Origin of the sequence: Amycolatopsis sp. NBC_01480, assembly GCF_036227205.1 — a bacterium.
Classification (GTDB): Bacteria; Actinomycetota; Actinomycetes; order Mycobacteriales; family Pseudonocardiaceae; genus Amycolatopsis.
This window is the reverse complement of record NZ_CP109442.1, coordinates 1135151-1154077: the sequence shown is the minus strand read 5'-3', so window position 1 is coordinate 1154077 and position 18927 is coordinate 1135151. Positions and strand designations below refer to the sequence as shown.

The window sequence follows — 18927 nt, the reverse complement described above, 5'->3', positions numbered from 1 at the left end:
CACTCAGCGAAGCGAAAGCGTCATCCGCTGCATTCCACCCAGCAGGACCACCGGAGCGACAAGAGGGTTCCCAAGATGACTGACGAAAGCAAGCTGGTCGACTACCTGAAGCGGGTGACCGCGAACCTCCAGGAGACCCGGGAGCGGCTGCGCGCGGTCGAGGCCGCCGGGGCCGAGCCGATCGCGATCGTCGCGATGGGCTGCCGGTACCCCGGGGACGTGCGCTCGCCCGAGGACCTCTGGGAGCTGGTGGCCCAGGGCCGTGACGCGATCGGCGGCTTCCCGGCCGACCGCGGCTGGAACCTGGACACGCTGTTCGACGCCGACCCGGACGCGCCCGGCACGAGTTACGTCAGCGAGGGCGGTTTCGTCCACGACGCGGGCCGGTTCGACGCGCCGTTCTTCGGCATCTCGCCGCGTGAGGCGCTGGCCATGGACCCGCAGCAGCGCCTGGTGCTGGAGCTGGCGTGGGAGACCATCGAACGCGGTGGCATCGCCCCGCACTCGCTGGCGAAGCAGCAGGTCGGCGTGTTCATCGGCAGCGGCGGGCAGGACTACTACGACGAGCTGCCGCCCTCGGTGCTCGCCGGTGAGGTCGAGGACTACCTGAGCACCGGCAACGCCGGCTCGGTCATCTCCGGCCGGATCGCCTACGCGCTGGGCCTGGAGGGCCCCGCCGTCACGATCGACTCGGCCTGCTCTTCGTCGCTGGTCGCGCTGCACCTGGCCGTGCAGTCGCTGCGGCAGCGGGACTGCTCGCTGGCGCTGGCCGGCGGCGTCATGGTGATGTCGCGCCCCGGCCCGTTCCTGGCGTTCAGCCGCCAGCGCGGCCTGGCCGCCGACGGCCGGTGCAAGGCCTTCTCCGACAGCGCCGACGGCACCGGCTGGGCCGAGGGCGCGGGCACCCTGCTGCTCGAACGGCTTTCCGACGCCCGCCGCAACGGCCACCCGGTCCTCGCGGTCGTCCGCGGCTCCGCGGTGAACTCCGACGGCGCGTCCAACGGCCTGACCGCGCCGAACGGGCCCTCGCAGCAGCGCGTGATCCGGCAGGCGCTGGCGAACGCGCAGCTCTCGGCGTCCGATGTGGACGCGGTCGAGGGCCACGGCACCGGCACCACCCTGGGCGACCCGATCGAGGCCCAGGCCGTGCTCGCGACCTACGGCCAGGACCGCCCGGGCGCCCCGCTGTGGCTGGGCTCGATCAAGTCCAACATCGGCCACGCCCAGGCCGCGGCCGGCGTCGGCGGCGTGATCAAGATGGTGATGGCCCTGCGCCACGGGCTGCTGCCCGAAACGCTGCATGTCACCGAGCCGTCCACCGAGGTCGACTGGGCTTCGGGCAATGTCGAGCTGCTGCGCTCCTCGCGCGAGTGGACGGCGGACGGCCGTCCCCGCCGGGCCGGGATCTCGTCGTTCGGCGTGAGCGGGACCAACGCGCACGTGATCGTCGAAGAGGCCCCCTCGCCCGACGCCACGGAGACCGGAACTGTCGAGCCCACCGCACCGAGCTGGCCCGCGGACCTGCCCGTGCCGATGCCGTTCTCCGGCCATGGGTCCGCCGCGCTGAAGGCCCAGGCCGGCCGGTTGGCATCTAAGATGTCAGCCGCCGAAGTGGCATCTAACATGTCAGCGGCGACCGGACTGGCATCTAAGATGTCAGCGCTGGCGCAGTCGCCGCTGGACCTGGGCTTCTCCCTCGCCACCTCCCGTTCGCCGCTTTCGCACCGCGCAGTGGTGCTGTCCGACGACCCGAAGGCCGCCGTCGCCGCGCTCGCGGCGGGCGAGACCGCGCCGGGCCTGGTGACCGGCACCCAGGTCGAAGGGCAGACCGCGTTCCTGTTCTCCGGGCAGGGCGCCCAGCGGCCCGGCATGGGGGCCGAGCTGGCCGCCGCGTTCCCGGTGTTCGCCGAGGCGCTGGACGAGGTCTGCGCCGAGCTGGACCCGCACCTCGACCGTCCACTCAAGACAGTGATTGACGGCAAGCCCCGGTTGATCAACCAGACCGGCTACACCCAGCCCGCGTTGTTCGCGATCGAGGTCGCGCTGTTCCGGCTCCTCGCCTCGTGGGGGATCAAGCCGGACTTCCTGCTGGGGCACTCGATCGGCGAGCTGGCGGCCGCGCACGCCGCCGGCGTGCTGTCGCTGGCCGACGCCGCGAAACTCGTTGCGGCGCGGGCGAAGCTGATGCAGGCGCTGCCGTCCGGAGGCGCGATGGTCGCGCTGCAGGCGACCGAGGACGAGGTCTCGCCGGTGCTGACCGCCGACGTGAGCATCGCGGCGATCAACGGCCCGGACTCGGTGGTGCTGTCCGGCACTGAGGACGCCGTCGCCGCCGTGGTCGCGCAGTTCGAGGGGCGCAAGTCCTCGAAGCTGAAGGTCTCGCACGCGTTCCACTCGCCGCTGATGGAGCCGATGCTGGCGGAGTTCCGCGCGGTGGCCGAGACGCTGACGTACGCCCAGCCGGTGATCCCGATCGTCTCCACCGTCGGCGCGGAGGTCGACCTGGCCACCCCGGGCTACTGGGTGGACCAGGTCCGCGCCGCCGTCCGCTTCCACGACGGCATCACCACGCTGACTGCCCAGGGCGTCGGCCGGTTCGTCGAGGTCGGGCCGGACGGGGTGCTGTCGGCCCTGGTGCGCCAGAGCACCGAGAGTGCTGTGGTGGTCCCGGTGCTCCGCAAGGACCGGCCCGAGGCCCCCACCGCGCTGACCGCGCTCGCCGAACTGTTCGTCAGCGGCCTGGTGCCGGACTGGGCCGCGGTCTTCGCCGGCCGCGGCGCCCAGCGGGTCGACCTGCCGCCGTATGCCTTCCAGCGCCAGCGTTACTGGATCGACGCCCGCGCCAACCGCGACGAAATGGCCGCCGCGGGCCTGACCTCGGCCGGGCACCCGCTGCTCGGTGCCGCGGTCGCGCTCGCCGACACCGACGGGGTGGTGCTCACCGGCCGGCTGTCGGTCGAGACGCACGCGTGGCTGGCCGGGCATCGGCTCGGCGACGTCGTCACCGTGCCCGGCACCGCGTTCCTGGAGCTGGTGGTCCGTGCCGGCGACCAGGTCGGCGCCGGCCGGATCGAAGAGCTGACGCTGGGCAGCCCGCTGGTCGTCCCGGACCGGGGCGGGGTGCAGGTGCAGGTGACCGTCGGCGCCGCGGGCGACGACGGCCTCCGCCCCGTGACCGTCCACTCGCGACTGGAGGACGAAGCCGGCGAGTGGACCTCCCACGCCGCCGGCACGGTGGGGCCGCAGTCACAGCGCGGTGGCTCCGCGCTGACCGAGTGGCCGCCGGTCGGGGCCGAGCCGGTCACGATCGACGGCCTGTACGACGATTTCGCCGACACCGGCCTCAGCTACGGCCCGCTGTTCCGCTCGCTGCGCGCGGTGTGGAGCCGGGGCCGCGAGGTGTTCGCCGAGGTCGCGCTGCCCGAGGACAGCGAGGCCGAGCGCTTCGGCCTGCACCCGGCCGCGCTCGACGCCTGCACCCACGCCCTGCGCGTCGCCGGCGGCGGTGACGGCGGCGTCGGCCTGGTCCCGTTCTGCTGGACCGGGGTCGAGCTGCACGCCACCGGCGCGTCCGCACTGCGGGTGCGGTTCGTGCCGACCACCGATGACGGCTTCGAGATCACGCTGGCCGACGCCACCGGCGCGCCGGTCGCCGCCGTCGCGGAGGCCGTGTTCCGCCCGTTCACCACGCCGGTCGACGCCGGTCCGCCGCTGTACCGCGTCGAGTGGCAGCGGGCGCTCGTGCCCGAGCCCATGATGAACACTGTGGACACTTCGAACGTCGAGATCTTCGAGTGCACCAACGAAAGCACGGAGGACACGCACTCGCTGACCCACCGCGTGCTCGCCCGGCTGCAGGACTGGCTGGCGACCGGCCACGCCGACGACGCCCGCCTGGTCGTCGTCACCCGCGGCGCGGTTTCGGTGGGCGGCGCGGACGTGACCGACCTGGCCGCGTCCGCCGCCTGGGGCCTGGTGCGCTCCGCGCAGGAGGAGAACCCGGACGCGTTCGTCTTGCTGGACCTCGACGCCGAATCCGTCGCCGAAGCCGTGGTGCCGCAGGTACTCGCGGCCGGTGAGGCGCAGGCCGCGGTCCGCCTCGGGGCGCTCCTCGCGCCGCGGCTGGTCCGCGCGGCGCCGGAGACCGAGCCCGCGTACTTCTGCCCGCACGGCACCGTGCTGGTCACCGGCGCGTCCGGCGCGCTCGGCGGCAAGCTCGCGTGGCACCTGGTCACCGAGCACAACGTGCGCCGCCTGCTGCTGCTCAGCCGCCGGGGCACACCGGAGCTGACGCGGCTGGCCACCGAAATCGGGGAGCTGGGGGTGGCGGTCGAGGTCGCGCAGTGCGACGTCGCCGACCGCGCCGCGCTCGCCGCGGTGCTGGCCACCATCCCGGCCGAGCACCCGCTCACCGCGGTGGTCCACGCCGCCGGGGTGCTCGACGACGGGGTGGTCACCGCGCTCACGCCCGAGCGCGTCGACACCGTGCTGCGGCCCAAGGTCGACGGCGCGCTGAACCTGCACGAGCTGACCCGCGACACCGCGCTCTCGGCGTTTGTGCTGTTCTCCTCGGTCTCCGGCGTGCTCGGCGCGCCCGGCCAGGGCAACTACGCCGCCGCGAACGCGTTCCTCGACGCCCTCGCCGCGCACCGCGTCGCCCACGGCCTGCCCGGGCTGTCTCTGGGCTGGGGCCTGTGGGGCGAGGTCGGCGGCATGGGCGGCACGCTCTCGGCCGAGGAGGTCACGCGGCTCGCGTCGAGCGGGGTCGTGCCGCTGTCCACTGTGGAGGGACTGGCGCTGTTCGACCGGGCGCTGGTCGTCCGGCAGGCCACCGTGGTCCCGGCGAAGCTGGACCTGCCCACGCTGCGCCGGCTCGACCGGATCCCGAAGATCCTGGAAGAGCTGGTCGGCCGGGCCGGGCGACGGGTCGCCGCCGGTGCTGCCACGGCGACCGAGGACTCGTTCGCGTCCCGGCTGCTGGCCCTGCCCGAGGCGGACCGCGGTGACGCCGTGCTGGAGCTGGTGCGCGGCCACGCCGCCACTGTGCTCGGTTACCGCGGGGCGCACGAGATCGAGCCGTCGGCCCAGTTCCAGTCGCTCGGCTTCGATTCGCTCACCGCGATCGAGCTGCGCAACGGGCTCACCGCGGCCACCGGCCAGCGGCTGCCCGCGACGCTGATCTTCGATCATCCGACGCCGTCGGCTTTGGCGGGCCACCTGCTCTCGGAGGTGGCTGGGTTCACTGACGTCAAGGACTCCTTACCCGCGTCCAAGGTAGGTAAGGAGGCCTTGACGGAAGAGCCGATCGCGATCGTCGGCATGGCCTGCCGGCTGCCCGGCGGGGTCAGCTCGCCGGAGCAGCTGTGGGAGCTGGTCGCCGAGGGCCGCGACGCCATCGGCGACTTCCCGGCCGACCGCGGCTGGGACATCGACGGCCTGCTCGACCCGAGCGGCCGGCGGCCCGGCACCACGTACGTCGCCCGCGGCGGTTTCGTTTACGACGCGGGAGACTTCGACCCGACGTTCTTCGGGATTTCGCCGAAGGAAGCCCCGATGATCGACCCGCAGCAGCGGCTGCTGCTCGAGTCGTGCTGGGAGGCGCTGGAGCGCGCCGGGATCGACCCGGCCTCGCTCAAGGGGAGCCCGACCGGCGTGTACGCGGGCGTCCAGTACCACGACTACGTGGGCGCGAACAGCGCCGGCTCGATCGTCACCGGCCGGGTGTCCTACACCCTCGGGCTGGAGGGCCCCGCGGTCAGCGTGGACACCGCCTGCTCGTCGTCGCTGGTCGCGATGCACATGGCCGCGCAGGCGCTGCGCAGCGGGGACTGCTCGCTGGCGCTGGCCGGCGGCGTCACCGTGATGGCGACGCCGGAGACGTTTGTCGAGTTCAGCCGCCAGCAGGGCCTCGCGGCCGACGGGCGGTGCAAGGTGTTCTCCGACGACGCCGACGGCACCACCTGGTCCGAGGGCGCCGGCGTGGTCGTGCTGGAGCGCCTGAGTGACGCCCGCCGCCTCGGCCACCCGGTGCTCGCGGTGCTCAAGGGCAGCGCGGTCAACCAGGACGGCACGTCCAACGGCCTGACCGCGCCCAACGGCCCGGCCCAGCAGCGCGTGATCCGCGCGGCACTGGCCGACGCCGGGCTGGCTCCGTCCGATGTGGACGCCGTCGAAGCACACGGCACCGGCACCAAGCTGGGCGACCCGATCGAAGTCCAGGCGCTGCTGGCCACCTACGGCAAGGAGGCCGCCGTCGACCGTCCGCTGTGGATCGGCTCGGTCAAGTCGAACATCGGCCACACCCAGGCCGCGGCGGGCGCGGCCGGGGTGATCAAGATGGTGATGGCGATGCGCCAGGGCGAGCTGCCCGCGACGCTGCACGTCGGCCGGCCGTCCACCGAGATCGACTGGTCCTCGGGCGCGGTCCGGGTGCTGGCCGAGCCGGTCAAGTGGCTGCCGAACGGGCACACCCGCCGGGCCGGCGTCTCGTCTTTCGGCGTGAGCGGCACCAACGCCCACGTGATCCTGGAGGAGGGCGACCGCCGCGAGGTCACCGGCGGCGGCGTGCCCGAGCACGACGGCCCGGTCGCCTGGCCGGTCTCCGGTCGCGGCGCCGCGGCCCTGAAGGCCAAGGCCGAGCAGCTGATGTCCTATGTGGACGAGGAGCCGGACGGCAGCCTCGCGGACATCGGCCTCTCGCTGGCCACCACGCGGAGCGCGTTCGACCGTCGCGCCGTGCTGATCGGCAGCCGCTCGCCGCAGTTCGTCCGCGGCCTCGCGGCGCTGGTGGACGAGGAGGAGACGCGCGGCGTTGTCAGCGGTGTCGCCACCGCGGGCGGGCGCACCGCGTTCCTGTTCGCCGGCCAGGGTTCGCAGCGCGCCGGGATGGGCGCGCGGCTCGCGGAGCAGTTCCCGGTGTTCGCCACGGCGTACGACGAGGCTTGCGCTGCTGTCGACCACCACCTCGACCGCCCGATCAGCGAGATCATCAACGGCGGTGAGGAACTGGGTGAGACGCGGTACACCCAGCCCGCGCTGTTCGCGCTGGAGGTCGCGCTGTTCCGCCTGGCCCGGTCGTGGGGCGTCAAGCCCGACGTGCTGGCCGGGCACTCGATCGGCGAGGTCGCCGCGGCCCACTGCGCCGGGGTGCTTTCGCTGGCCGACGCGGCGAAGCTCGTGGTCGCCCGCGGCGCGCTGATGCAGGCGCTTCCCGCGGGAGGTGCGATGGTGGCGATCGACGCGACACCGGAGGCCGTGCGGGAGGCCGCCGGTGACACCGTGGACATCGCCGCGGTGAACGGGCCGAGCGCCGTGGTGATCTCGGGTGCGGCCGAAGCCGTGGCCGCGGTGGCTGCCAAGTTCGAGCGCACCAAGCAACTCCGCGTCTCGCACGCGTTCCACTCGCGGCTGATGGACCCGATGCTGGCGGAGTTCCGTGCCGTCGCCGAAGGACTCAGCTATGCCGAGCCGCGAATCCCGGTGCTCTCGACCGTCACCGGCGCGCCCGCCGATCTGACGTCGCCGGAGTACTGGGTCGGGCAGGTGCGCGCCGGCGTCCGGTTCCTCGACGCGGTCACCCGCGCCGCGGCCGACGGCGTCACCCGCTTCCTGGAGCTGGGCCCGGACACCACGCTCACGGCGATGGCCGACGGCTGCCTCGACGAGCGTCCCGAAGGACTGGTGCTCGCTTCGTTGCTGCACAAGGAACAGGACGAGGCGGTGGCCGCGCTGACCGGCCTCGCTCAGCTGCACGTCAGCGGCGTCGACGTCGACTGGGCCGCGGTGTACGAGCCGACCGGCGCCCGTCCGGTCGGGCTGCCGACCTACCCGTTCCAGCGCAGCCGCTACTGGATGGAGAGCACCGCGTCGGCACCCGGCCAGGAGGACCACCCGCTGCTGGGCTCGGTCCTGGACCTGGCCGACGCCGACGGGCTGCTGTTCACCGGCCGGCTTTCGGTCGGCAGCCACCCGTGGCTGGCCGACCACGTCGTCGGCGGCTCGATCCTGTTCCCCGGCACCGGGTTCGTCGAGATGGCGATCCGCGCCGGCGACGAGGCCGGCTGCCCGCGGCTGGAAGAGCTGACCCTGGAGTACCCGCTGGTCCTGCCCGAGCGCTCCGGCGTGCGGGTGCAGTTCGCGGTCGGCGCGGCCGCGGCGGGCGGTGAGCGGGCGTTCAGCGTGCACTCGCGGCCGGAAGGCGCGGCCGAGGGCGTTCCGTGGACGCGGCACGCCACCGGACGGCTGGCGAAGGCCGGCAAGGCGGAGAAGTTCGACCTCACCGCCTGGCCGCCCGCGGGCGCCGAGCCGGTGCGGCTCGAGGGCACGTACGAGGAGCTGGCCGCCGACGGCCTGGCGTACGGGGAAGCGTTCCGCGGTCTGGTCGCCGCCTGGAAGCGTGACGGTGAGGCGTTCGCCGAGATCCAGCTGCCCGCCAGTGTGTCCGATGTGGACCGTTACGGCATCCACCCGGCGGTGCTCGACGCGGCGCTGCACACCATCGGCGTCTCCGGCGCGGCCGGGAACGAGCCGGCGCTGCCGTTCGCCTGGGAAGGCGTCCGGCTGCACGCGGTCGGGGCGACCACCCTGCGGGTGCACGTCCGGCCGGTCGGTACCGGCGCGGTGTCGCTGGACATCGCCGACGGGGCCGGTGCGCCGGTCGCTTCGGTGGGCTCGCTGCTGCTGCGGCCGATGTCCGCGGTCCCGCAGCCGGTCGCGGCGGGCGGCGGCGACTCGCTGTTCCGCGTGGCCTGGGAGCAGACCGACCTCGACGCCGTCGCGGAGGTCACCGACTGGACCGTGGTGGGCGCCGACCTGTTCGGCCTCACCGACGCGCTGGGGGCGAACGCTTCGGCGGACTTCGCCGGGGCCAGCGGCCTGCTCGTGCTGCCGGCGGGTGGCGACGACGTGCACACCGAGCTGTACCGGGTTTTGGCTCTGCTGCAGGGATTCCTGGGCCGCCCGGACGGATCGCTGCTCGTCGTGACCCGCGGTGCGGTGGCGGCCGAGGAGGGGGAGAACCCCGACCCGGTCGGTGCCGCGGTGGCCGGTCTGGTGCGCTCGGCGCAGGCCGAGCACCCGGGCCGCATCGCCCTCGTCGACCTCGGCCCGGGCACCCCGACCGGCCGCACGCTGGCCGCGGTGTCGGCGTCGGACGAGCCGCAGGTGGCCCTGCGCTCCGGCGCGGTGCTGGTGCCGCGCCTGGCCCGGGCGGCCGACGCGGCGGGGCAGCCGGTCTGGGACGCCGAGGGCACGGTGCTGGTCACCGGCGCCACCGGTGCGCTGGGCCGCGCCGTCTCCCGGCACCTGGTCACCGAGCACGGCGTGCGGCACCTGCTGCTCGCCAGCCGTCGCGGGGCCGATGCCCCGGGCGCGGCGGAACTGCGGGACGAACTGGCCGGCCTGGGCGCCGACGTCACCCTGGCTGCCTGCGACGTGGCCGACCGTGATGCGGCAACGGCTTTGCTGGCCCAGGTTTCCCCGGACGCGCCGTTGCGCGGTGTCGTGCACGCCGCCGGTGTGCTCGACGACGGCGTGCTGACGTCGTTGACGCCGGAACGCCTGGACACCGTGCTGCGGCCGAAGGCCGACGCGGCACTGACACTGCACGAGCTGACCCGCGAAGCCGACCTCACGGCGTTTGTGCTGTTCTCCTCGGCCGCCGGGGTGCTCGGCGCGCCGGGCCAGGGCAGTTACGCGGCGGCGAACGCCTTCCTCGACGCGCTGGCGGTCCGCCGCCGGGCCGAAGGACTGGCCGGCAGCTCACTGGCCTGGGGCCTCTGGGCCGACGGCATGGGCGAGGCGCTGGAGGACGCGGACGCGCACCGCATCGGCGAGACCGGCATCACCCCACTGTCCACTGAGGATGGATTGCGGCTGCTGGATTCGGCGACGGGCTCGGCCGAGGCCCTCTTGGTCCCGATCGCGCTCGACACCCGGGTGCTGGCGGGCACGGGCGAGGACGACCTCCCGGCCGTGTTGCGCGGCCTCGCCGGCACACCCGGCCGTCGTGCGGCCCAGGACACGGCCGAGGAAAGCGAGTCCCTCGCGCAGAAGCTGGCCGGGCTGCCGGTGAACAAGCGGGTCCCGACCGTGCTCACCCTGGTGCGGACGCATGCCGCCGCGCTGCTCGGGCACGCCGGGCCGGAGGCGGTGGAGCCGGACCGCTCGTTCAACGAGGTCGGCTTCGACTCCCTGTCGGCGACCGGGTTCCGGAACAAGCTCAGCCTCGTCACCGGGCTGAAGCTGCCGGTCAGCCTGATCTTCGACTACCCGACCCCGCGGATCCTGGCCGGGCACCTGGCCGGCGAGCTGGTCGGCGAGGAGACCGCCGAACCGGCGGGAACCGTTACCGAGCAAGGAGTCCGCGACGCACTGGCGGGCCTGTCGCTGGAACAGCTGCGCTCTGCCGGGCTCCTGGACGGCCTGCTGGAGCTGGCCGGGGTCCGGCTGCCGGAAGACACCGGCGCGGAGCCCGAGGCCGTGGAGGCGGCCACGATCGACGATCTCGACGCCGACGCGCTGATCAGCATGGCGATCGGCGGCGGCGACGATGACTAGTCCACCCCTAGATCCGCGCGACCCGGCCATTATTGCCGCGCCCCGGCGCGGTGGGGTCCACTGGCACGGACAGTTTTCCGGGCTCCTTGCCGGTTTCCGACGCGAGAAGTTCGTTTTCGATCTCGACCCGAACGAGGAGAGGTAAACCGATGGTCACCGGCTATGCGATCGAAGCGCGGGGGCTGCGCAAGTCCTTTGGGGACGTCGACGTCCTGGAAGGCGTCGACCTGAACGTGGAGCGCGGCACGATGTTCGCGCTGCTCGGGCCCAACGGCGCCGGCAAGACCACCACGGTGCGGATCCTCAGCACCCTGCTGGACGCCGACGGCGGCACCGTGACCGTCAACGGCCACGACGTCGCCGGGCGCAAGCGCAAGGTGCGCGAGCAGATCGGCCTGACGGGGCAGGACACCGCCGTCGACGAACTGCTCACCGCCCGCGAGAACCTGGAGATGATGGCGCGGCTGTTCCACCTGTCCGGCGCCGCCGCGAAGACCCGGGCCGTCGAGCTGCTCGCGCAGTTCGATCTGGTCGACGCGGCCGACCGGCAGGTCAAGACCTACTCCGGCGGCATGCGCCGCCGGCTCGACCTGGCGATCAGCCTGATCACCTCACCGCCGGTGCTGTTCCTGGACGAGCCCACCACGGGCCTCGACCCGCGCAGCCGCTCGGCGATGTGGGACGCGATCCGGGAGCTGCTCAAGAGCGGCACCACGATCCTGCTCACCACCCAGTACCTCGACGAGGCCGACCAGCTGGCCGACCGGATCGCGGTGATCGACAAGGGCCGCGTGGTCGCCGAGGGCACCGCGGCGGAGCTCAAGCGCAAGGTCGGCTCCGAGCGGCTGAAGCTCGAGTTCGCGACGGCCGCCGAGGCCGCCCGGGCCCACCAGGTGGCCGGCGGCGTGCTGCTGGACACCGCCGTCAGCATCGCCATCGACCAGCCCGCCGAGGTCCGGCGGGTGCTCAACCAGGTCGCCGACGCCGGCCTGGAGACCATCGGGCTGGAGCTGTCCGAACCGACCCTGGACGACGTCTTCACCACCCTTACCGGAACCGCGGGAGAGAAGCGATGACCCAGACCCTGTCCGAGGAGACCGTGGGGAAGCAGATCCCCGACACGCCGGATCGGCGGTCCCCGCTCGCGCTGGCGCTGTCCGACTACCGGGTGCTGATCGGCCGCAACGTCAAGCACATCACCCGGAACCCGGAGATGCTGATCCAAGCGGTTTCGCTGCCGATCGTGCTGCTCCTGCTGTTCCGCTTCATGTTCGGCGGCGCGATCAACCTGCCCGGCATGGCCTATGTGGACTACCTGGTGCCGGGCCTGGTCGTGGTCAGCATCGGCTTCAACTCCACCACCACCGTGGTCGGCGTCGCCTCCGACCTGACCAACGGGCTGGTGGAGCGGTTCCGCTCGATGCCGATGGCCGGCCCGGCCGTGCTCGTCGGCCACGTCGTCGCCGGGGTGCTGCGCAGCCTGCTCTCGCTCGTGGTGATGGTCGCGATCGGCCTCGCGATCGGCTTCCGCCCGGGCGGCGGCGTGCTCGGCTGGCTCGGCGCGATCGGCCTGCTGGCCCTGTTCGCCTCAGGCATCTTCTGGCTCGCCACGCTGCTGGGCTCGATCGCCAAGACCGTCGAGGGCGCGAGCGGCCTCGGCATGATCCTGGTCTTCATCCCCTACGCCACCAGCGCTCTGGTGCCGACGGCGTCGATGCCCGGGGTGCTCCGCGTCATCGTCGACAACCAGCCGGTGACGGTGCTGATCGACGCGGTCCGCGCGTTGATGAACGGCACGGCGCTCGGTTCCACGGGCTGGCTCGCGCTGGCCTGGTGGGTGGGCATCACGGCGCTCGCCGCGTTCTTCGCGGTGCGCAAGTTCCACCAGCGCTCCAACGGCTGATCTCCCGGCACCACCGGCGAAGGGCGGCCCGCCACGCGCGGGCCGCCCTTTGGCGTGCGCCCACAAGGTCGACTTTAGGTCGCTGGAGCACGCTGGGTGACCAAGGGACTTCGTGAAGAGAAGACCAGTTCCGTGAAGTGAGGTGGCGTGATGCCGACCCGCATCGACGAGAAGCCGGCCGACGTGCTCGAAGCGTGGCTGGCGCCGCTGGCCGACGACCCCGCGGGCGCTGTGGCGTTCCTCGCCGAGGTCGCCGACCGCGTGGCCCGCCACGGCGGGCGGGTGCTGGCACTGGGCGGCGGCTCGGTCGCCGACGCGATGGCCGGGGAGGGCTACGCGGTCACCGCCGCGGATCTCGGGCACGGCCTGCCGACCGGCCTGCGGTACGACGTCGTGTACGTCCCCGCGGATGCGCTCACCCGGTTTTCCGTGCAGCGCGAGCAGCTTCGCCTGATGCGGCGCCTGAGCCGGCTGCTGCGGCCCGGCGGCGCGCTGGTGGTCCAGGGACAGCAGCCGGATCCGGAACGCTGGGCCGCGGACGTCTGGGTGGCCGGGGTCGACAGCATCCGCCAGACCATCCTGCTCACCGGCGCGAAGGTGCCCGCCCGGTATGTCTGGCCCGCGGAGCTGGACCTGATGGCGGAGCTGGCCGACCTGGCGCTCGACAGCCGCTGGGGCGGCTGGTACGGCGAGCCGGTCGAGTGCGGCGGCCCCGTGGTGTCGGTGTTCCGCAGCTGACTCGTGAGTGTTTATGCCGGTTCTAACCGGCATAAACACTCACGAGTCCTGGCGCGCAACGAAAACAGCCCGGCCCTCCGCTGGTGGCGGGAGCCGGGCCGTGGGTATCGCGGTTGGTTATACCGCGTCCGACAGCTCGCCGACGAGGATGCTGTGGTGCAGCTTCCGCAGCGAGCTGCCGGGCTCGATGCCCAGCTGCTGCACCAGGTTCTGCCGCGCGGAGGCGAACGTTTCCAGCGCCTCGGCCCGCCGGTTCGACCGCAGGAGCGCGGTCATCAGGTACTCGTAGAAGGTCTCGCGCAGCGTGTGCTCCTTCGCCAGCGCGGAGAGCTGCCCGACCACCTCGCGGTGCCGCCCGATCAGCAGCTCGGTCTCCATCAGCAGTTCCAGGCACTCCAGCCGGCTCTCTTCGAGCAGCGCGGCATAGGCCTGCACGTCGGGGGAGTCGGTGAAGCCGCCGAAGGCCTCGCCCCGCCAGAGGTCCGCGGCCTGGCGCAGCACCTTGGCGGCCTGGCCGTAGCTGCGGTCCCAGTGCAAGGCCCGGCCTTCCTGGTACAGGCGGGTGAAGCGGTCGGCGTCGAGCTCGTCGATGCCGACGTGGAGCGAGTAGCCGCGAGGGCTGGTGACCACCGGGCTCTCATCGGATTCTCCGGTGCCGCGCAGGAGCTTCCGCAGCTGCGAGACGTAGACGTACAGCGCCGCGCTGGCCCGGGCCGGCGGGTTCTCGCCCCAGATCTCGCCGATCAGGTGCTCGGTGGTCACCACCTGGTTGTTCTTGGCCAGCAATGCCGCCAGCAGCGTCTCGATCTTGCGGGCCCGTGGCGCGCTGACACCGGGACGGCCGCTGACTCTGATCTGCCCGAGTATTTCGTAGTTCATCATGAGTGCTGTCCTCCGGTGTCCGCGTCGGCGGGGACCCGGCCGGCGGCGCCCCCAGCGCCCCCATCTCGCCGGCCGTGTGACTGGTCCCACCGGCGCAGCGTATCAAACCGGGAGGTCGGTTTTCAATACAAAACCGGGAGGTCGGTCTGTTTACCTGCAGTTAGCCTGAAGGAAGTGCCGGTTGTGACCGGTATTTCGCCGTTGACTGCTTGTAAACCGGGCGGTTGGTATGTAATTATGGCAGGGCTGAGCTGGCCAGGGTTCGCCCCCGGGCCGGCCCGAGGAGATGGGAACGACGGTGACCAAGCAGGCGCGCGCGGAGCAGACCCGGCTCCTCTTGCTGGACGCCGCGGCCGTGCTGCTGCACCGTGACGGTTACGCGGCCACCAGCATGGTGGACATCGCGCGCGAGGCCGGCATCACCAAGGGTGGCCTGTACTTCCACTTCTCCTCGAAGGACGAGATCTGCGACGAGGTCCAGCAGGCCGCCGTCACGGTGCTGAACGAGCACGTCGAACACCGGGAGCAGGCTTCGCTGCCCGCCCTGCGGCGGCTCGCGGTGCTCGGTCACGCGCTGATGGGCTGGCTCGAGACCGAGCCGAAGGTCGGCGCGAGTTTCCGCCTGACCCGGGAGATGGGCTCGAAGGACGAGCGGTACGTGGCGTTCTCGCGGGCCTGGTTCGCCCGGGTGCGCCAGTACGTGGCCGACGCGCACGAGGCGGGCGAGCTGGCCGGCGAGGCGCCGTCCGACACGGTGGCCCTGCTGCTGGTCGTCACCTGCGTGGGGCTGGAGGCGGTGGTCGCGAGCGGGACGATCGACCCGGACGTCGACCTGGCCCGCACGCTGATCGAGCTGTGGCGGCTGATCGATCCGGCCTCGCCGGGGTGGCTTTCCGCGGTGGCGCCGGGCATTCGCGGCTGAGCACAGGCCGGGCGGCTCCGGTGCGCCTCAGGCGGAAGCGGTTTCCGCCGGCTGGGGAGTGCCCTCGAGGTGGAACTTGTGCAGCCGGCGCGGGGGCACCACGGAGCTGAGGATGGTGCGCCACATGAAGGTCACGCGTTCGAGCAGGTCCGCCCGGCCGGTCAGCACCTGTGAGCTCAGCTGGATCCCGGTGAAGGACGCGACCACGAGCTGGGCGAGGTCGTGCGGGTTGACCTCCTTGCGGAGGTCGCCCGCCGCGCGCGCCGCGAGCAGGCAGCCGTGGAGCGTGTCGATCCACTGCTTGTAGGCGTTGCCGGCGGGGGCGACGAACGTGCCCTGCTCGATGACGAGCCGGATGCCCGCTCGCACCCGGACGTCGTACTGCAGGCCCATCGCGACGTCGCGGGACCAGTCGATCACCGTCTGCAGGCCCGGGTCGTCCATCTCCGGCACGCCGTCCAGCACGCCGAACTGCTCCTGGATGAGCGCCTCGGCGAGGTCCTCTTTGGACTTGAAGTGGAAGTACAGCGCGCCCTTGGTCACCCCGGCCTCGGCGAGGATGTCCGACAGGCTCGCGCCGAGGAAGCCGACCGCGTCGAACCGTGAGGCCGCTGCCTCGAGGATGGCCTTGCGAGTCTGCTCCGCGCGTTCCTGGCGAGCCACGTCCTGCCCCTTCCGTGCTTGCGTGGTCGGGACCGGCGGTGCCGCCCCCGACGTCAAGTGAACAGTCTACGACGCCGAGGCGCGGAGAGCCAGAGAAAAAAACCGGTAGGTAGGTATGGTTTTGTGCGGCCGATTCGGCTAGAAATTGAAAGGTACTGGGGAAACTGGGGAAAGCTTTCTGGGAGGACTGACATGGTCGACACTTTGACCCATCCTGTCCGCACACAATTGGCCACTACCGGTGACGAACTGCCGCCGGGACGGTCGGTGGATTTCCAGCAGACGATCCCGCGCAATCTCGTCCACCGCGCGGCCGTCTCGGAAGTCTTCGTCACCGATCTGAACATTCTCGGCGAGGGCCGCTTCGAGATCGGCGCGCAGTGGCCGCGCCGGCACAGCTTCTTCGGCCCGCTCACACCGGCTTCGCACGACCCGCTGCTGTACGCCGAGACGGTCCGGCAGGCGGGCCTGCTGATCGCGCACCGGGCGTACGGCGTCCCGATGGGCTACAGCTTCCTGTCCGACTGGAAGACCTACGACGTCGACCAGGCCGGTCTGGCCACCGTGGGCCGCCCGGTCGACGTGGTCCTGCGGGCCACCGCGCACGACGTCCAGGCGCGCGGGAAGAACGTCGCCGGGATGCGCTTCGACTTCGACTGCTTCCGCGACGGCCACCACATCGGCACCGCGTCGGACCGTTGGCGCTGCGTGTCTTCGGCCGTCTACCGGCGGGTCCGGGGTGAGCACTTCGCCGCGACGCCGTTCCAGGCCGGGGTGCTGCCCACGGTCGAGCCGGCGCTGGTCGGCCGGGACCGGACCGGGGACGTGCTGGTCGCGGAGACCGAGGTGCCCGGGGTGCTGGCCCTGCGGTTCGACCCGGACCACGCGGTGCTGTTCGACCACGTGGTGGACCACGTGCCGGCGATGGTGCTGGCCGAGGCCGCCCGGCAGACAGCCCTGCTGCAGGTCGGCGACCCGGCCGCGCTGCCCGTGCGGGCCGAGTTCGAGTTCGAGTCGTACGTGGAGTTCGACGCCGACTGCCTGATCACGGCCGAAGAGCTCGAGGTGGCCGCGGACGGCGCCCGCGTGGTGCGGGTGGTGTTCGAGCAGAACGGGGACACCGCGGCCGTCGGCACGCTGGCGATGCGCTTGTCATGACTGCCGGCCTGGGGGCGGACAGTAAGACGGACATCCTGGTCACGGGCGCGAACGGCTTCATCGGCGCGGCCGTGGTGCGGGAGCTGGTGGAACGCGGGGCGGGCGCGCGGCTGCGCGTGCTCGTCCGGCGGCCGATGCCGGCGTGGATGGCCGGCGCGGGCGTGGCCGAGTGGCGCGGTGACCTCACCGACGCCACCGGCCTGGCCGGCGTGTGCACCGGGGTCACCACCCTGGTGCACCTGGCTTCCCACATCGGCGGGGACGCGGACCTGTGCACCGCTGTCAACGAAGACGGCACCCGGAACCTGCTCGCGGAGGCCCGCCGTGCCGGCGTGCGGCGGCCGCTCTACCTGAGCACCTGCGCGGTCTACCGCGACGGCGACCACCGCGGAGCCACCGAATCGGTGCGGCTGCCGGACGACGTGGCTGCCCCGGGTGGATCGGCGCTGGTCACGGACCCGTCGTCGGCCACCAGCCGGAGCAGGCTGGCGGCCGAGCGGCTGGTCCGGGAGGCGGGCGGGGTGGTCCTGCGGCCGCACCTGGTCTACGGCGCGGGGGATCGGCACGTGGTCCCCACGCTGGTGCGGTGGCTGCGCGCGGTGCCGGCCTGGGCCGAGGGCGGGTCGGCGCGCACGTCGGTGATCGCGGCCGGCGACCTGGCCAAGGTCATCGCCGCGTTCGCGCTGGACCCGGGGCTGGGGCGGGCCGGTGAGGTGTTCCACGCGGCCGACCCGCGCCCGGTGCGGGTGCGGAGCCTGCTCACCTCGGTCTGCGAGGCGCTCGACCTGCCGCTTCCCGCGGCCGACCTGCGGCTCGACGAGCACCGCGCCCGCACCCGAGCCGCGCTGGCCTGGCTGAGCGAGCACCAGTACTCCCTGCTCACGCGGGATCACTGGTACGAGAGCAGCCGCGTCTGGGCCCGCACCGGCGAGTCCCCGGGGCCGGGCCTGGACGTCCGGCTGGCCGAAGCCGCGTATTGGTATCGGGAAGTACTGGGTATTAAGGAATCGGTAGCGCGGATTTAACAATAATTGCGCGGGCGGTCACTTCTGGTATCCGCTCGCATTCGCACCGCAATTTCGATCATGACGGCCGCCCGGAATAAACTCCGGGCGGCCGTCGTCGTTCGAAGATCAATTCTGTGGCCGGCCGGGGCGCGCCGGGGGAAGATGTCGGGATGTCACGGCGCGAGCTCGTGGTGCTCGGCTCGGCCAGCCAGACGCCGACGCGGCACCGCAACCACAACGGCTACCTCCTGCGGTTCGACGGCGAGGGGGTGCTCTTCGACCCCGGCGAGGGCACGCAGCGGCAGATGATCCACGCCGGCGTCGCCGCGAACGCGCTGACCAGGGTCTGCGTCACCCACTTCCACGGGGACCACAGCCTCGGCCTGGCCGGGGTCATCCAGCGCTTCTCGATGGACGCCGTCGCGCACCCGGTGCGCTGTCACTACCCGGCGTCCGGCCAGGTGTACTTCGACCGGCTGCGGCACTCGACGTCGTTCCACGAGCGCGCGGAGCTGGTCGAGCTGCCGGTGACCGGCGAGGGCCTGCTGGACGGTCCCTTGTCGGCGTACGCCCTCGACCACCGCATCGACTGCTACGGCTACCGCTTCGCCGAGCCGGACGGCGTCCGCATGCTGCCTGAAGCGCTGGCCGCGGCCGGGGTGCGCGGCCCGGACGTCTCCCGGCTCCAGCGCGAGGGCTCGCTCATCGTCGACGGGCGCACGGTCTCGCTCACCGACGTCAGCGAGCCGCGGCCGGGCCAGGTTTTCGCGTTCGTGATGGACACCCGGCTGTGCCCGGGCGCGTTCGCCTGCGCGCGGGACGCGGACCTGCTCGTCGCCGAGTCCACCTTCCGCCAAGCCGACGCCGACCTCGCCGAGCGCTACGGCCACCTCACCGCCGGCGACGCCGGCCGGCTCGCCGCCGAGTCCGGCGCGCGCACGCTGGTGCTGACGCACTTCTCGCAGCGCTACCCCTACGAGGAGGCCGACCAGTTCCGCGACGAGGCCGCCAAGGTCTTCGACGGCGAGATCCACGTGGCCCGCGACCTCGACGTGGTCCCGCTGCCGCCGCGCCGCTGAGACTCGTGAGTGTTTATG

At 72.6% G+C, this 18927-nt stretch carries 9 protein-coding genes and 1 pseudogene; 8 read left to right on the top strand and 2 right to left on the bottom strand.

Annotated elements, in window-relative coordinates:
* Positions 1 to 75 precede the first annotated feature (75 nt).
* The 4 genes and pseudogenes from OG371_RS05375 to OG371_RS05360 form a co-directional block, all read left to right on the top strand.
* Positions 76 to 10557 (top strand): annotated as a pseudogene (locus tag OG371_RS05375) (type I polyketide synthase); the annotation flags it as partial.
* 149 nt (positions 10558 to 10706) lie between these two features.
* On the top strand, positions 10707 to 11633 hold the full coding sequence (locus OG371_RS05370; RefSeq protein WP_329066143.1) for an ATP-binding cassette domain-containing protein: 927 nt from the start codon (positions 10707 to 10709) through the stop codon (positions 11631 to 11633).
* Positions 11630 to 12460, top strand: coding sequence for an ABC transporter permease (locus OG371_RS05365; protein WP_329066141.1), 831 nt, complete (start codon positions 11630 to 11632; stop codon positions 12458 to 12460). Before OG371_RS05370 ends, OG371_RS05365 begins: the two co-directional genes overlap by 4 nt.
* A gap of 150 nt (positions 12461 to 12610) precedes the next feature.
* Positions 12611 to 13198 (top strand): hypothetical protein, encoded by a 588-nt coding sequence (locus OG371_RS05360; RefSeq protein ID WP_329066139.1) that lies wholly within the window; start codon positions 12611 to 12613, stop codon positions 13196 to 13198.
* Between the two features lie 117 nt (positions 13199 to 13315).
* On the opposite strand, the gene OG371_RS05355 is transcribed toward OG371_RS05360, so the two are convergent.
* Positions 13316 to 14080 carry an AfsR/SARP family transcriptional regulator gene (locus OG371_RS05355; protein WP_329066137.1) on the bottom strand — a complete coding sequence of 255 codons (765 nt, stop codon included), beginning with the start codon at positions 14078 to 14080 and terminating at the stop codon, positions 13316 to 13318.
* Between the two features lie 286 nt (positions 14081 to 14366).
* On the opposite strand from OG371_RS05355, the gene OG371_RS05350 reads away from it, so the two are divergent.
* A complete protein-coding gene (locus OG371_RS05350; RefSeq protein ID WP_329066135.1) occupies positions 14367 to 15002 on the top strand; it encodes a ScbR family autoregulator-binding transcription factor in 636 nt (211 codons plus the stop codon).
* Positions 15003 to 15029: 27 nt separating this feature from the next.
* Here the strand turns inward: OG371_RS05350 and OG371_RS05345 are convergent, their stop codons facing one another.
* Positions 15030 to 15665, bottom strand: coding sequence for a ScbR family autoregulator-binding transcription factor (locus OG371_RS05345; protein WP_329066133.1), 636 nt, complete (start codon positions 15663 to 15665; stop codon positions 15030 to 15032).
* A 267-nt stretch (positions 15666 to 15932) separates the two neighbouring features.
* Between OG371_RS05345 and OG371_RS05340 the strand changes: the two genes are divergently transcribed.
* The 3 genes from OG371_RS05340 to OG371_RS05330 all read left to right on the top strand — a co-directional run bounded on the left by OG371_RS05340 (position 15933) and on the right by OG371_RS05330 (position 18909).
* On the top strand, positions 15933 to 16823 hold the full coding sequence (locus OG371_RS05340; protein WP_329066130.1) for a ScbA/BarX family gamma-butyrolactone biosynthesis protein: 891 nt from the start codon (positions 15933 to 15935) through the stop codon (positions 16821 to 16823).
* Complete coding sequence (locus tag OG371_RS05335) at positions 16820 to 17848, top strand: NAD-dependent epimerase/dehydratase family protein (RefSeq protein WP_329066128.1); 1029 nt, start codon at positions 16820 to 16822, stop codon at positions 17846 to 17848. Before OG371_RS05340 ends, OG371_RS05335 begins: the two co-directional genes overlap by 4 nt.
* A gap of 152 nt (positions 17849 to 18000) precedes the next feature.
* Positions 18001 to 18909 (top strand): ribonuclease Z, encoded by a 909-nt coding sequence (locus OG371_RS05330; protein WP_329066126.1) that lies wholly within the window; start codon positions 18001 to 18003, stop codon positions 18907 to 18909.
* Positions 18910 to 18927 lie beyond the last annotated feature (18 nt).

What these genes read in the sequence shown, in the direction of transcription:
- OG371_RS05370 (WP_329066143.1), top strand. Translation starts at nt 10,707, where the DNA reads ATGGTCACCGGCTATGCGATCGAAGCGCGGGGGCTGCGCAAGTCCTTT.
- OG371_RS05365 (WP_329066141.1), top strand. Translation starts at nt 11,630, where the DNA reads ATGACCCAGACCCTGTCCGAGGAGACCGTGGGGAAGCAGATCCCCGAC.
- OG371_RS05360 (WP_329066139.1), top strand. Translation starts at nt 12,611, where the DNA reads ATGCCGACCCGCATCGACGAGAAGCCGGCCGACGTGCTCGAAGCGTGG.
- OG371_RS05355 (WP_329066137.1), bottom strand. Translation starts at nt 14,080, where the DNA reads ATGATGAACTACGAAATACTCGGGCAGATCAGAGTCAGCGGCCGTCCC.
- OG371_RS05350 (WP_329066135.1), top strand. Translation starts at nt 14,367, where the DNA reads ATGGGAACGACGGTGACCAAGCAGGCGCGCGCGGAGCAGACCCGGCTC.
- OG371_RS05335 (WP_329066128.1), top strand. Translation starts at nt 16,820, where the DNA reads ATGACTGCCGGCCTGGGGGCGGACAGTAAGACGGACATCCTGGTCACG.
- OG371_RS05330 (WP_329066126.1), top strand. Translation starts at nt 18,001, where the DNA reads ATGTCACGGCGCGAGCTCGTGGTGCTCGGCTCGGCCAGCCAGACGCCG.